At 70.4% G+C, this 14113-nt stretch carries 10 protein-coding genes; 8 read left to right on the top strand and 2 right to left on the bottom strand.

The window, feature by feature from the left end:
• Positions 1-23 precede the first annotated feature (23 nt).
• Genes CRP50_RS19305 through CRP50_RS19285 form a run of 5 tightly spaced genes read left to right on the top strand, consistent with a single transcriptional unit; the run spans position 24 to position 5856 of the window.
• Entirely contained in the window at positions 24-1013 is a 990-nt protein-coding gene (locus tag CRP50_RS19305; protein ID WP_097280817.1) for a BMP family protein, read from the top strand.
• Positions 1010-2557, top strand: coding sequence for an ABC transporter ATP-binding protein (locus tag CRP50_RS19300; protein ID WP_097280816.1), 1548 nt, complete (start codon positions 1010-1012; stop codon positions 2555-2557). The genes CRP50_RS19305 and CRP50_RS19300 overlap by 4 nt, the downstream gene beginning before the upstream one ends.
• Positions 2547-3596, top strand: coding sequence for an ABC transporter permease (locus CRP50_RS19295; RefSeq protein ID WP_097280815.1), 1050 nt, complete (start codon positions 2547-2549; stop codon positions 3594-3596). Before CRP50_RS19300 ends, CRP50_RS19295 begins: the two co-directional genes overlap by 11 nt.
• Positions 3597-3614: 18 nt before the next feature.
• Positions 3615-4562, top strand: a complete 948-nt coding sequence (locus CRP50_RS19290; RefSeq protein ID WP_097280814.1) for an ABC transporter permease — start codon at positions 3615-3617, stop codon at positions 4560-4562.
• Positions 4563-4566: 4 nt separating this feature from the next.
• Positions 4567-5856, top strand: coding sequence for an amidohydrolase family protein (locus CRP50_RS19285; protein ID WP_097280813.1), 1290 nt, complete (start codon positions 4567-4569; stop codon positions 5854-5856).
• Positions 5857-6821: 965 nt separating this feature from the next.
• On the opposite strand, the gene CRP50_RS19280 is transcribed toward CRP50_RS19285, so the two are convergent.
• Together CRP50_RS19280 and CRP50_RS19275 are read right to left on the bottom strand one after the other, a co-directional pair.
• The gene (locus CRP50_RS19280) at positions 6822-7439 is read right to left on the bottom strand and encodes a phospholipid-binding protein MlaC (protein WP_097280812.1); all 618 of its coding nucleotides are present in this window, start codon (positions 7437-7439) and stop codon (positions 6822-6824) included.
• A 74-nt stretch (positions 7440-7513) separates the two neighbouring features.
• Positions 7514-8302, bottom strand: coding sequence for a VacJ family lipoprotein (locus tag CRP50_RS19275; RefSeq protein ID WP_176525265.1), 789 nt, complete (start codon positions 8300-8302; stop codon positions 7514-7516).
• A gap of 320 nt (positions 8303-8622) precedes the next feature.
• Here CRP50_RS19275 and CRP50_RS19270 point away from each other — a divergent pair, with 320 nt between their 5' ends.
• The 3 genes from CRP50_RS19270 (at position 8623) to metH (ending at position 14094) form a co-directional block, all read left to right on the top strand.
• Entirely contained in the window at positions 8623-9627 is a 1005-nt protein-coding gene (locus CRP50_RS19270) for an ArsR/SmtB family transcription factor (protein WP_097280810.1), read from the top strand.
• Positions 9628-9740: 113 nt separating this feature from the next.
• A complete protein-coding gene (metF, locus tag CRP50_RS19265) occupies positions 9741-10568 on the top strand; it encodes a methylenetetrahydrofolate reductase [NAD(P)H] (RefSeq protein ID WP_245913546.1) in 828 nt (275 codons plus the stop codon).
• 37 nt (positions 10569-10605) lie between these two features.
• The gene (metH, locus tag CRP50_RS19260; RefSeq protein ID WP_097280809.1) at positions 10606-14094 is read left to right on the top strand and encodes a methionine synthase; all 3489 of its coding nucleotides are present in this window, start codon (positions 10606-10608) and stop codon (positions 14092-14094) included.
• The last annotated feature ends 19 nt before the right edge of the window (positions 14095-14113 follow it).

The raw sequence follows: 14113 nt of genomic DNA, 5'->3' as shown, positions 1-14113 counted from the left end.
CATCTGCGAGGGAGGCACATCGCATGATCCGGAAGTACGTGATGGCGGCGGTCGTGGCGGCGGTCGCCGCGGCCGGGGGTATGAGCGTCGCCGAGGCGGCCGAGAAGCTGAAGGTCTCCGGCGTCTACACGGTGCCGGTGGAGCAGCAGTGGGTGAGCCGCATCCACAAGGCACTGACCGCCGCCGAAGAGCGCGGCGACATCGACTACGACTATTCCGAATCGGTCGCCAACGCCGACTACGAGCGCGTCATGCGCGAATACGCCGAGGGCGGCAGCGACCTCGTGGTCGGCGAGGCCTTCGCGGTCGAGCAGGCGGCCCGCCGGGTCGCCAAGGACTACCCGGAGACGGCCTTCCTCATGGGCTCGTCGTTCCCGGCGCAGGACCCGAACTTCGCGGTCTTCGACAACTTCATCCACGAACCGTCCTACCTGACCGGCATGATCGCCGGCGGCATGACCAAGTCGAACGTCATCGGCATCGTCGGCGGCTACCCCATCCCCGAGGTCAACCGCCTGATGCACGCCTTCATGGCCGGCGCCAAGGAGATCAACCCGGACGTCAAGTTCATGGTCTCGTTCATCGGCAGCTGGTTCGACCCGCCCAAGGCCAAGGAATCGGCCTTCGCCATGATCGAGCGCGGCGCCGACGTGATGTACGCCGAGCGCTTCGGCGTGTCCGACGCCGCCAAGGAAAAGGGCGTGCTCGCCATCGGCAACGTCATCGACACCCAGGCCCAGTACCCCGACACCGTGGTGGCGAGCGCGCTGTGGCACATGGAGCCGACCATCGACAAGGCCATCGCGGCGGTGAAGGACGGCAGCTTCAAGGCCGAGGACTACGGCCTCTACAGCTACATGAAGCACGGCGGCGGCAGCCTCGCCCCGCTCGGCACCTTCGAGAGCAAGGTGCCGGCCGACCTGAAGGCCAAGGTGGAGGCCAAGCAGAAGGCCATCCTCGACGGCTCCTTCACCGTGAAGGTCGACGACAGCGAGCCGAAGTCCACCCTATGACGGCAGCGGCCAGCGCACCCGACGGGCCGGAGCTGACGCTCCGGCTCGACGGCATCACCAAGCGGTTCGGCAGCCTGACCGCCAACGACGGCATCTCCCTCGACCTGCGGAAGGGGGAGGTGCTGGCGCTGCTCGGCGAGAACGGGGCCGGCAAGACCACCCTCATGAACATCCTGTTCGGCCATTACGTGCCGGACGAGGGGCGCGTGGAGGTGTTCGGCCGCGCCCTGCCGCACGGCTCGCCCAAGGCCGCCATCGCCGCCGGGCTCGGCATGGTCCACCAGCACTTCACGCTGGCCGAGAACCTCACCGTGCTCGACAACGTCATGATCGGCACCGAGTCGCTGTGGCGCCCGTGGCAGGATCGCCGCCGCGCCCGCGCCCGCCTCGCCGATCTGGCGGAGCGCTTCGGCCTCGCCGTCGACCCCGACCGCCGCGTCGGCGACCTGTCGGTCGGCGAGCGCCAGCGGGTGGAGATCCTGAAGGCGCTCTACCGCGAAGCCCGCATCCTCATCCTCGACGAGCCCACCGCCGTCCTGACGCCGCAGGAGAGCGAGCGCCTGTTCGCGACGCTGCGCCGCATGGTGGACGAAGGGCTGTCGGTCATCTTCATTTCCCACAAGCTGCCGGAAGTGATGGCGGTCAGCCGCCGCGTCGCCGTGCTGCGCCAGGGCCGCTGCGTCGCCGTGCGCGACACCGCCGGGCTCGATCGCGCCGGCCTCGCCGCCCTCATGGTCGGGCGCGAGGTGACGGCGCCGAGCCGCACGCCCCTGCCGCCCGGCCCGCCGGCGCTGGAGCTGAAGCGCGTCACCGTCGCCGGGCCGCGCGTGCGGGTGCCGCTGCGCGACGCCGACCTCGCCGTGCACCGCCACGAGATCCTCGGCATCGCCGGCGTCTCCGGCAACGGCCAGTCGACGCTGGCCGACCTGGTGAGCGGCATGGCCGCCCCGTCGGCCGGGCAGATCCTGCTGTTCGGCGACCCCATCGCCCGCCACAAGCCGTCCCACTTCGTGCGCCTCGGCGTCGGCCGCATCCCCGAGGACCGCCACGCCGAAGGGCTGGTCGGCGACATGGCGGTGTGGGAGAACCTCATCGCCGAGCGCTACCGCGAGCCCGATTTCCAGCGCGCCGGCTTCCTCAAGCGCGGCGCCGCCCGCGCCCATGCCGGTGACCTGATCCGCGATTTCGACGTGCGCTGCCCGTCGCCCGAGGCGGTGACGCGGCTGCTCTCCGGGGGCAACATGCAGAAACTCATCCTCGGCCGCACGCTGGCGCGGCGGCCGGGCTTCATCCTGGCCAACCAGCCGACCCGCGGCCTCGACATCGGCGCCGTGACCTACGTCCACGAGCGCCTGCTGGAGGCGCGCGGCCACGGCGCCGGCGTGCTGCTCATCTCGGAAGACCTGGACGAGGTGCTGGCGCTGGCCGACCGCGTCGCCGTCATCCATGCCGGCCGCCTGTCCGCCCCCATGGCGCGCGAGGAGGTGGACGTGCGCCGCCTCGGCCTGCTCATGGCCGGCGAGGAGGGCCATCATGCGGCTTGAGGCACGCACCGCCGTTCCCCTGTGGCTGACGCTGGCCGCCCCGGCGGGCGCCGTGCTGACCGCCTTCGTGCTGTGCGCCGGCCTCATCGCCTGGAGCGGGGCGCCGGTGCTGGAGGCTTACGGCCGCCTGCTCGCCGGCGCCTTCGGCAGCCGCTTCGCCCTGACCGAGACGCTGACGCGGGCGACGCCGCTGATCCTGACCGGCCTCGCCGCCGCCGTCGCCTTCCGCGCCAAGCTGTGGAACATCGGCGGCGAGGGGCAGCTCTACCTGGGTGCGCTGGCCGCCGTGGCGGTGGGCTCGGGCGTGATCTCCCTGCCGGCGCCGCTGCTCATCCCCGTCGTCATGCTGGTCGCCATGGCGGCCGGCGGCCTGCTGCTGCTCGGCCCGGCCTTCCTCAAGACGCGCCTCGGCGTCGACGAGGTGGTGACCACCCTGCTGCTCAATTTCATCGTGCTGCTGTTCGTGTCCATGATGCTGGAAGGGCCCATGAAGGACCCCATGGCCATGGGCTGGCCGCAGAGCGCGCCCGTCGTCTCCGACGCCGAGCTGCCGCGCCTGGTGCCGCGCACCCGCCTGCACCTCGGCCTCGTGATCGCCGTGCTGGCGGCGGTGGCCGTGTGGGTCATCAAGTCGCGCACCGTGTTCGGCTACGAGATCCGCTCCGTCGGCAGCAACCCGCGCGCCGCCGCCTTCGCCGGCGTGCCGGTGAACTGGGTGGTGCTGCGCGTCGCCCTGCTGTCGGGCGGCCTCGCGGGCCTCGCGGGCGCCAGCGAGGTCATGGGCCGCACCGGCTACCTGACCCTGGATATGTCGCCCGGCTACGGCTACGGCGGCATCGTCATCGCCATGCTGGCGCAGTTGAACCCGCTCGGCTGCATCGCCGCCGCCCTGCTGGTGGCCGGCGTGTTCGTCGGGGCGGATGCCATGAGCCGGGCCGTCGCCGTGCCCAACTACATCGCCGACGTGCTGGTCGCGGCGTCGCTCCTCTGCATGCTGGTCGGCATGCTGCTGGTGCGCTACCGCCTGCGCTGGCGCTGAGGACGGGGACCGACGACCATGGACATCTTCCTCGACATCCTCATTTCCGCCAGCCTGTGGGCGACCGTGCTGCGCATCGCCACGCCGCTCATCCTCGGCACCCTCGGCGAGCTGGTGTGCGAGCGCGCCGGCGTGCTCAACCTGGGCATCGAGGGCATCATGACCCTCGGCGCCATGGTCGGCTGGATGACCGTCTACCAGGGCGGCGACCTGTGGACCGGCGTGCTGGTGGCGGCCCTCGCGGGCATGCTGGCGGGACTGCTGCACGCGGCCCTGACCGTGCCGCTCGGCCTGTCGCAGCACGTGACGGGCATCGGCGTGACTCTGCTGGCGACCAGCCTGAGCTACTACACCTATCGCCTCGTGCTGCCGCAGGCGACGACGCCGCCCACCGTCACCCCCTTCCAGCCCATCGGCGACGGCAGCCTGCTCGGCAGTCTGCCGGTGATCGGGCCGGTGCTGGCGCAGCAGACGCCGCTCACCTACTTCGCCCTGGCGGCGGTGGTGGTGGTGGCCTGGGTGCTCCATCGCACGCCGGTCGGGTTGGCGGTGCGCATGGTGGGCGAGAACCCGGCCGCCGCCGACGCGCAAGGCCTGAACGTCACCGGCGTGCGCATCGGCGCGGTGATGGCGGGCAGCGCGCTCATGGCCGTCGGCGGGGCGTTCCTCACCCTCTCGGCCTTCAACGCCTTCTTCTTCAACATGATCAACGGGCGCGGCTGGATCTGCATCGCGCTGGTGGTGTTCGCCTCGTGGCGGCCCGGCAAGGCGCTGCTCGGAGCCCTGCTGTTCGCCCTGTTCGACGCCCTGCAGACGCGCCTGCAACAGGTGTCGGGCGCCGCCATCCCCTACCAGATCTACCTGATGATGCCCTACGTGCTGAGCATCGTCGCCCTCATCGTCATGTCGCGGCGCGCCGCCTATCCGCGCGCCCTGATGGTTCCGTTCCGCAAGGGAGAACGCTGACGCCATGTCCGCCCCCGACCTGATCGTCCGCAATGCCACCCTGCCCGACGGCCGCACCGGCCAGGACATCGTCGTCGCGCAGGGCCGCATCGCCGAGGTGCGCCCCGCCGTCGAGGCCGCCGCCGCGACCGAGATCGACGCCGCCGGCCAGCTGGTGACGCCGCCCTTCGTCGACGCCCATTTCCACATGGACTCGACGCTGTCCTACGGCATGCCGCGGGTGAACCTGTCGGGCACGCTGCTGGAGGGCATCGGCCTGTGGGGCGAGCTGAAGCCCGACCTGACGCAGGAGGCCATCGCCGCCCGCGCCCTGGAATACTGCGACTGGGCCGTGGCCCGCGGCCTGCTCGCCATCCGCAGCCACGTCGACGTCTGCGACCCGCGCCTGCTGGCGACGGAAGCCCTGCTGGCGGTGAAGCAGCAGGTGGCGCCCTACCTCGACCTGCAACTGGTGGCCTTCCCGCAGGACGGCCTGTCGCGCTCGCCCAACGCCGAGGCGCAGTTGCTGCGGGCGCTCGACATGGGAGTGGACGTCGTCGGCGGCATCCCGCACTTCGAGCGCACCATGGCCGACGGCGCCGCCAGCGTCCGCCGCCTGTGCGAGATCGCCGCCGAGCGCGGCCTGCTGGTCGACATGCACTGCGACGAGAGCGACGACCCGCTGTCGCGCCACATCGAGACCCTGGCGGCGGAAACCCACCGCCTCGGCCTGCACGGCCGGGTGACGGGCTCGCACCTGACCTCCATGCACTCCATGGACACCTACTACGTCAGCAAGCTGATCCCGCTGATGGTCGAGGCGCAGGTGGGCGTGATCGCCAACCCGCTCATCAACATCACCCTGCAGGGCCGCCACGACACCTACCCCAAGCGCCGCGGCATGACGCGGGTGCCGGAACTGATGGCGGCCGGCCTGACCGTCGCCTTCGGCCACGACTGCGTCATGGACCCGTGGTACGCCATGGGCACCGGCGACATGCTGGAGGTCGCCCACATGGGCCTGCACGTCGCCCAGATGACCGGCGTCGACGGCATGCGGGCGAGCTTCGACGCCGTGACGGTGAACCCGGCCCGCCTGCTCCACCTGGAGGGCTACGGCCTGGAACCGGGCTGCCGCGCCGACTTCGTCCTGCTGCAGGCGCGCGACACCGTGGAGGCCCTGCGCCTGCGGGCGGAGCGGCTGGCGGTGGTGCGCGGCGGGACGGTGATCGCCGAGGCGCCGCGGCGCGAAAGCCGCCTCACCCTGCCCGGCCGCGCGCCGACGACGGTGGACTTCCGCCGCCGCGTGGGGTGAAGGGGTGGCAGCGGGCTTGCCTCGTCGCCCTCCCCCCGCCCTCTCCCTCCTGTCGTGGCCGGACGTGATCCGGCCATCCACGGCTCCCCGGACGGCTGCCGTGGATGACGGCGCCGCAGCGGCGGCTGGCGACGGTGACGCCGTGGATGCGCGGATCGAGTCCGCGCATGACACTGGGGGTGGGTGGGGAAGGCGGTGCGCCACCACCGCCGCCGCCCTCGCCCACGACGCGCGCCACCTGCTCGTCACGCCCGCGACCACCCTCCCCCCGCCCTCTCCCTCCTGTCGTGGCCGGACGTGATCCGGCCATCCACGGCTCCCCGGACGGCTGCCGTGGATGACGGCGCCGCAGCGGCGGCCGGCGCCGGTGACGCCGTGGATGCGCGGATCGAGTCCGCGCATGACACAGGGGGTGGGACGCGCGCCACCTGCTCGTCACGCCCGCGGCCGCCCTCCCCCCGCCCTCTCCCTCCTGTCGTGGCCGGACGTGATCCGGCCACCCACGGCTTCCCCGGCGACCGCCGTGGATGACGGCGCCGCGGTGGCGGCCGGCGACGGTGACGCCGTGGATGCGCGGATCAAGTCCGCGCATGACACTGGGGGTGGGTGGGGAAGACAGTGCGCCACCACCGCCGCCGCCCTCGCCCACGACGCGCGCCACCTGCTCGTCACGCCCGCGACCACCCTCGCACCGCCCTCTCCCTCCTGTCGTGGCCGGACTTGATCCGGCCACCCACGGCTCCCCGGACGGCTGCCGTGGATGACGGCGCCGCACCGGCGGCCGGCGACGGTGACGCCGTGGATGCGCGGATCAAATCCGCGCATGACAAAGGTGGAAGACGGGGGACGCGGGCGCTCCGCCGCCGACAGATGCCCCACCCGAATCGCCTCGCCCCTCCCCACACACGAAAACGCCCGGCTCCGTGAGGAGCCGGGCGTCGTCTGTCAGCAACCGATCATGCGCCTCAGCGGGCCGCCTGCATCTGCTGCACCTTTTCGCTCAGCAGCTTGTTCAGGCCCGACAGGCCCGAGCGGCCGACGATGGAGTCGTATTCCGAGCGGTAGGTCAGCGCCATGGAGACGCCTTCCACCACGATGTCCACCACCTGCGGCTGGCCGTTGCTCTCGCGCAGGCGCCAGACGATGTCGATGGGCTGACTGCCGCCCGAGTCCACCACCTGCGATTCGACGAAGATGCCCTTGTCGCCGTCCGGCTGGGTGCCGGTGACCTGCAGCGACTGGCCCTTGTAGTCGCCGAAGCGCTGCGACCAGATCAGGATGTTGTACTCGCGGAAGAGCTTCTTGAACTCATCCAGCTCGCCGGCATCGGCACCGCGGGAGTGGCGGCCGAGGACGAAGCGGGCGGTGGCGTCGACGTCGAAGGTGTCGATGAACATGTCGCGGAAGCGCTGGGTGCGCTCCTGCTCCGGCACGTCGGCGGCCAGGATGTTGTTGATGCCGCGCTCCGCGACCGTCGAGATGAACTGCTTGGCCTGCTCGGGCGCGATCTCGGCTTGCGCCGCCACCGGGGTGGCCACCAGGGCCGCCACGAGGAACAGCGGCGCGATCATACGGCGGATCATGGGACGTCCTTGCTATGTCAGCGTCAGCGGTGCCTTACGGTACGCGCAGGAGAGCCGATCGGATGCGCGCCGCCTCAGCTGGCGGGCTTGGCCGGCGTCTCCGCCGGCTCGTCCGGCACGTCGAATTCGTAGTTGGGCAGCTGGGCGTCGCCGGTTTCCTGGTTGCGGATCTCCGCCGCCCGGCGCTGGCCGTAGGCGCTGCGCAGCGTGGCGTAGAAGTCGACCGAGCTGTCCCGCAGATCGTCGTAGTACGGGATGAGGCGAGCACGACGGTCGATGCCCTCGGCGGCCAGGCGGCCGTACATGAAGCCTTCCCAGTCGTTGTGGCGGGCCGCCCAGTTGAACGGGTCGGCGAAGCTGTCGACCACGCGGCCGACGGCGTCACGCGGGTTGGTCGGGCCGATCAGCGGCAGGAAGATGTACGGGCCGCTTTCCACGCCCCACACCGCCAGCGTCTGGCCGAAGTCCTCGTCATGGGCGGGGAAGCCGGCTTCGGTCGCGAAGTCCAGCGTGCCGCCGAGGCCGAAGGTGGAGTTCAGCGTGAAGCGCATGAACGTGTTGAAGGCACGGTCGCCGTTGCCCTGCAGCACGTCGTTCAGGAACACCACCGGGGCGCCCAGGTTGGTGAGGAAGCTGTGGATGTAGTACTGGAACTGGTTCGGCAGCACGTTCTTGTACGTCCACGCCACCGGATAGACGACCGCCTGATCCAGCACGTCGTGGACCTGGAACATCGCCCGGTTGAACGGCTCGATGGGGTCGTTGTCGACCGGCTGCACGTCGGCCGCCTGCTGCGTCGAGGCGCAGGCCGTGAGCGTCATGGCGAAGACGGCGGAGACGATGGTCTTGGCGGTGGTTTTCATACCGGTCCAGCTCTTCAAAATACACGTTCCGGATCGTCCGACCGGCGGCACTCGGCCCATCCCGCCACGGTTGATCCCCCATCGTCGGCGCAGGGGGAGGCGCAGACGCTCTTATAGATGGAGGTATCATAGCCGCCTTTCCATTACCAGTTTGCCAACAAGGTCTTGGCCACACGGCGGAGGCGGCTGTTGCACAAATGCCGCAGTGCGGCGGGACCATAGGGGGCAGGACTGCCTCGACTCCGCGCTGGACAATCATATAAAGATATCTTTATATCATGATCCGAGTTTGATTTCGCCACGGAAGGAGAGGAGACGCGGTGAACGGGACCCTGGAGTCGGTGCTGTCGGGCCTGCGCGGCGCGGGGGAGGAAACCCGCCTGCGGCTGCTGGCGTTGTGCGCCCGCGGCGAGCTGACGGTCACCGACGTCACCCGCATTCTCGGCCAGAGCCAGCCGCGCGTCTCGCGTCATCTCAAGGTGATGGTGGAGGCCGGGCTGCTGGAGCGCTTCCGCGAAGGCGCCTGGGTGCTGTACCGACTCGCCTACGACGGCCCCGGCGCCGCCGTGGCGCGCGCCATCACCGCCCTGCTCGACCCCGAGGACCCGACGCTGGCCCTCGATATGCAGCGACTCGCCGCCCTGCGGGCCGAGCGCGACGCCGACGCGGCCGCCTACTTCAGCCGCAATGCCGCCGAGTGGGACCGCATGCGCAGCCTGCACGTCGACGACGCCCTGGTGGAGCGCCGCCTCACCGCCCTGCTGCCGCCCGAGTCGGCGGGCGAACTGCTCGACATCGGCACCGGCACCGGGCGCATGCTGGCGCTCTACGGCCCGCATGTGGAGCGCGCCGTCGGCATCGACCGGTCGCGCGAAATGCTGGCCGTCGCCCGCATGAACCTGGACCACGCCGGCCTCGCCAACTGCATGGTGCGGCAGGGCGACATGTACCAGCTGCCGGCCGCCGACGCCGGCTTCGACAGCGTCGTCGTCCACCAGGTGCTGCACTTCGCCGAACGCCCCGCCGACGCCATCGCCGAGGCCGCCCGCGTGCTGCGCCCCGGCGGCCGGCTGGTGGTGGTGGACTTCGCGCCGCACGCGCTCGAAGAGCTGCGCGAGGCCCACAGCCACCGCCGCCTCGGCTTCGCCGACAAGGAAGTGTTCGACTGGTGCGCCGCCGCCGGCCTGACGCCGCGCACCGCCGAGCACCTGCCCGGCGAGCCGCTGACCGTGACCCTGTGGCTGGCCGACAAGCCCGCCGCCGCCGCCGCTTCCCATTCGCCGCCGTCCGCGGCCACCGCCGTTGCCGAGGAGACCCGCCCGTGACCACCGCCGCCGACTCGACGCTCGCCGCCCTGCGCGCCGGCCTGCCCATCGCCGCCCCGTGCGACGGGCCCATCGACGTCAGCTTCGAGTTCTTCCCGCCGAAGACCGACAAGATGCAGGAAAGCCTGTGGACCTGCATCCGGCGCCTGGCACCGCTGCGCCCCAAGTTCGTGTCGGTCACCTACGGCGCCGGCGGCACGACGCGCGAGCGCACCCACGAGACCGTGGTCGACATCCGCCGCAAGACCGACCTCGAGCCCGCCGCCCACCTCACCTGCGTCGGCGCGACGCGCGAGGAGGTGGACGCCGTCGCCCGCCACTACTGGGAGGCCGGCATCCGCCACATCGTCGCCCTGCGCGGCGATGCGCCCGAGGGCGCCGGCGGCTACGGCCCCCACCCCGGCGGCTACGCCTATGCCGCCGACCTGGTGGCGGGGCTGAAGAAGGTCGCCGACTTCGAGGTTTCCGTCGCCGCCTACCCGGAGACGCACCCGGAGGCGCAGTCGCCCGACGCCGACGTCGAGAACCTGAAGCGCAAGGTGGATGCCGGCGCCACCCGCGCCATCAGCCAGTACTTCTTCAATCCGGAAGACTTCCTGCGGTTCCGCGACCGGGTGCGGGCGGCCGGCATCACCGTGCCGCTGGTGCCGGGCATCCTGCCGGTGACCAACTTCGCCACCGTCTGCAAGTTCTCCGCCGCCTGCGGTGCCGGCATCCCGCCGTGGATGCACGGCCTGTTCGACGGCCTGGACGAGGACCCGGAAACCCGCAAGCTCATCGCCGCCACGCTGGCGATCGAGACCTGCCGGGCGTTGGCGGCGGAAGGGGTGGGCGAGTTCCACTTCTACACGCTGAACCGCGCCGACCTCACCTACGCCATCTGCCACGTGCTGGGCGTGCGGGCCCGCGCCGCCGCCGCGGCCACCCCCGCCGCCGTCTGATCCTGCCCTTTCTCCTGCCAGTGAAGCGACCGACGCCATGACCGATTTCCTCGACCACCTGAAGAACCGAGTCCTGCTGTGCGACGGCGGCATGGGATCGCTGGTGCAGGCCATGTCCCTGTCGGTGGAGGAGGACTTCCTCGGCAAGGAGAACTGCACCGAGATCCTGTCGCGCTCCCGCCCCGACGTGGTGCGCGAGATCCACCGGCAGTACTTCGCCGCCGGCGCCGACTGCGTCGAGACCAACACCTTCGGCGGCAGCCCCATCACGCTGGGGGAATTCGACCTGTCGGACGAGGCCTTCGACCTCAACAAGCGGTCGGTGGAAATCGCCCGCGAGGCGGCGGAGGAATTCGCCGACGGCCGCCGCCGCTTCGTGCTGGGCGCCGTCGGCCCCGGCACCAAGCTGCCGAGCCTCGGCCACATCGATTACGACCGCCTGGAAGCGGCCTTCGCCGTGCAGGCCGACGGCCTCATCGCCGGCGGCTGCGACGCCATCCTCGTCGAGACCTGCCAGGATCCGCTGCAGGTGAAGGCCGCCGTCAACGGCGCCAAGCTGGCGCGCGACAAGGCCGGCGTCGCCATGCCGATCCTGGTGCAGGTGACCGTCGAGACCACCGGCACCCTGCTGGTCGGCACCGACATCGCCGCCGCCGCCACCATCATGGAAAGCCTCGGCGTCGACTCCATGGGCCTCAACTGCGCGACGGGTCCGCAGGAAATGGCCGAGCACGTCAAGTGGCTGGCCGAGAACTGGCCGCGCGCCATAACCCTGCAGCCCAACGCCGGCCTGCCGGAGCTGCGCAACGGCCAGACCTTCTACCCGCTGACGCCCCGCGAACTGGCCGACTGGCACCGCCGCTTCATCCTGGAGGACGGGGTGAACATGGTGGGCTCGTGCTGCGGCTCGACGCCCGAGCACACGGCGGCGGTGGACGCCATGCTGCGCGACCTCGGCAAGGGCGAGCGGCCGCGCGTGGTGGAGCGCTCGGTGGTGTGGGTGCCGGGTGTCGCCTCCCTCTACGGCCGCGTCGACCTGCGGCAGGAGAACGCCTTCCTGTCCATCGGCGAGCGTTGCAACGCCAACGGCTCCAAGAAGTTCCGCGAGCTGCAGGACGCCGAGGACTGGGACGGCACCGTCGCCATGGGCCGCGACCAGGTGAAGGAAGGCAGCCACACGCTCGACGTCTGCACCGCCTTCGTCGGCCGCGACGAAATCAGCGACATGACCAACGTGGTGTCCCGCCTTCGCGGCTCGGTCAACGCGCCGCTGGTCATCGACTCGACAGAAACGCCGGTGCTGGAAGCGGCGCTGAAGCTCTACGGCGGCAAGGCGATCATCAACTCCATCAACTTCGAGGACGGTGAAGGCCACGCCGCCGAGCGCCTGAAGCTGGCGAAGAAGTACGGCGCCGCCGTCATCGCGCTCACCATCGACGAGGAGGGCATGGCGAAGACGGTCGACGCCAAGCTCGCCATCGCCAAGCGGCTGTATGACTTCGCCGTCAACCAGCACGGCCTGCCGGCGTCGGACCTGATGTTCGACCCGCTCACCTTCACCATCTGCACCGGCAACGACGACGACCGCCGCCTCGGCTTGGAGACGCTGGACGCCATCGAGCGCATCGCGACCGAGCTGCCCGAGTGCCAGATCATCCTCGGCCTCTCCAACATCTCCTTCGGCCTGAAGCCGGCGGGCCGGCACGTACTCAACTCGGTGTTCCTGGACCATGCGGTGAAGCGCGGCATGACGGGCGCCATCGTGCACGTCTCCAAGATCATGCCGCTGCACAAGATCCCGGCCGAGGAAGTGAAGGCCGCCGAAGACCTGATCTTCGACCGCCGCGCCGAGGGCTACGACCCGCTGCACGCCTTCATCGACCTGTTCAAGGACCGCACCGTCGCCGCCGCCGTGAAGACCCGGCCGGAAACGGTGGAGGAGCGCCTGAAGCAGCGCATCGTCGACGGCGACCGCCAGGGGCTGGAGGACGACCTCGCCGAGGCCATGAAGACCTACCCGCCGCTGGAGATCATCAACTCCCTGCTGCTCGACGGCATGAAGGTGGTGGGCGAGCTGTTCGGCTCCGGCCAGATGCAGCTGCCCTTCGTGCTGCAGTCGGCCGAGACCATGAAGACCGCCGTGGCGTGGCTGGAGCCGCACATGGAAAAGGTCGACGGCCAGGCCAAGGGCACCATCGTGCTGGCGACCGTGAAGGGCGACGTCCACGACATCGGCAAGAACCTGGTCGACATCATCCTGACCAACAACGGCTACCGCGTCGTCAACCTGGGTATCAAGCAGCCCATCGCCACCATCATCTCGGCGGCCAAGGAACACAAGGCGGACGCCGTCGGCATGTCGGGCCTGCTGGTGAAGTCCACCGTCATCATGCGCGAGAACCTGGAAGAAATGACCCGCGAGGGCCTCGACGTGCCGGTGATCCTGGGCGGCGCGGCGCTGACGCGCGCCTACGTCGAGACCGATTGCGTGAATGCCTATGGCGCCAAGCGCGTCGCCTATGCCCGCGACGCCTTCGACGGGCTCAACCTCATGGCCCGCATCGCCGACGGCCAGTTCGACACCGTGCTGCAGGAGGCGCAGGCCAAGCGCGCCGCCAAGCCGTCCAGCCGCAACCCCGCCAAGGTGGCCGCCGAAGCCGCCAAGCAGGTGCAGCGCCCGGTGGACTGGGAGGTGGTGAACCTGCGCCGCCGCGAGCTGGCGGCCAACGCGCCGGTGCCGACCCCGCCCTTCTGGGGCGCCCAGGTGGTGGAGAACGTGCCGGTCAAGGCGCTGGTGCCCTACCTGTCGGAAACCATGCTGTTCCAGTTCCAGTGGGGCTTCAAGAAGGCCGGCCGCTCGCTGGCCGAGTGGAAGAAATGGGCCGACCAGGAAGTCCGCCCCATCCTCAACCGCCTGGTCATGCAGTGCGAGGCCGAGCAGATCCTCCGCCCGCAGGCCATCTACGGCTACTGGAAGGCGGCCTCGCACGAGAACACGCTCATCGTCTTCGACCAGGACGGCGAGACGGAACTGACCCGCTTCGAGTTCCCGCGCCAGAACGCCGAGGACGGCATCTGCATCTCCGACTTCTTCCGCGACGTGAACGCCGGCGAGCGCGACGTGGTCGGCTTCCAGGTGGTCACCATGGGGCAGCAGGCGTCCGACATCGCGCGGGAGTGGTTCGCCGAGAACCGGTACCAGGACTACCTCTACCTGCACGGCCTGTCGGTGGAGATGGCCGAGGCTCTGGCGGAGTACACCCACAAGCGCATCCGCGCAGAACTGGGCTTCGCGAGCGAGGAAGGCCGCGACATCGAACGCCTGTTGAAGCAGGAATACCGCGGCAGCCGTTACAGCTTCGGCTATCCGGCCTGTCCGAACCTGTTCGACCAGGAAAAGCTGCTCGCCCTGCTGGGCGCGGAGCGCATCGGGGTGGTGATGGCCGACGAGGGCCAGCTGCACCCCGAACAATCGACCTCGGCCCTTGTGTGCCACCATCCGCAGGCCAAGTATTTCAACGTCTGACCCCAGACGCGGACCACGA

The organism is Caenispirillum bisanense (genome assembly GCF_900230255.1).
Classification (GTDB): Bacteria; Pseudomonadota; Alphaproteobacteria; order Rhodospirillales; family Rhodospirillaceae; genus Caenispirillum; species Caenispirillum bisanense_A.
Note: the sequence above shows the minus strand (reverse complement) of the source record. Positions and strands in the feature narration are given on the sequence as shown.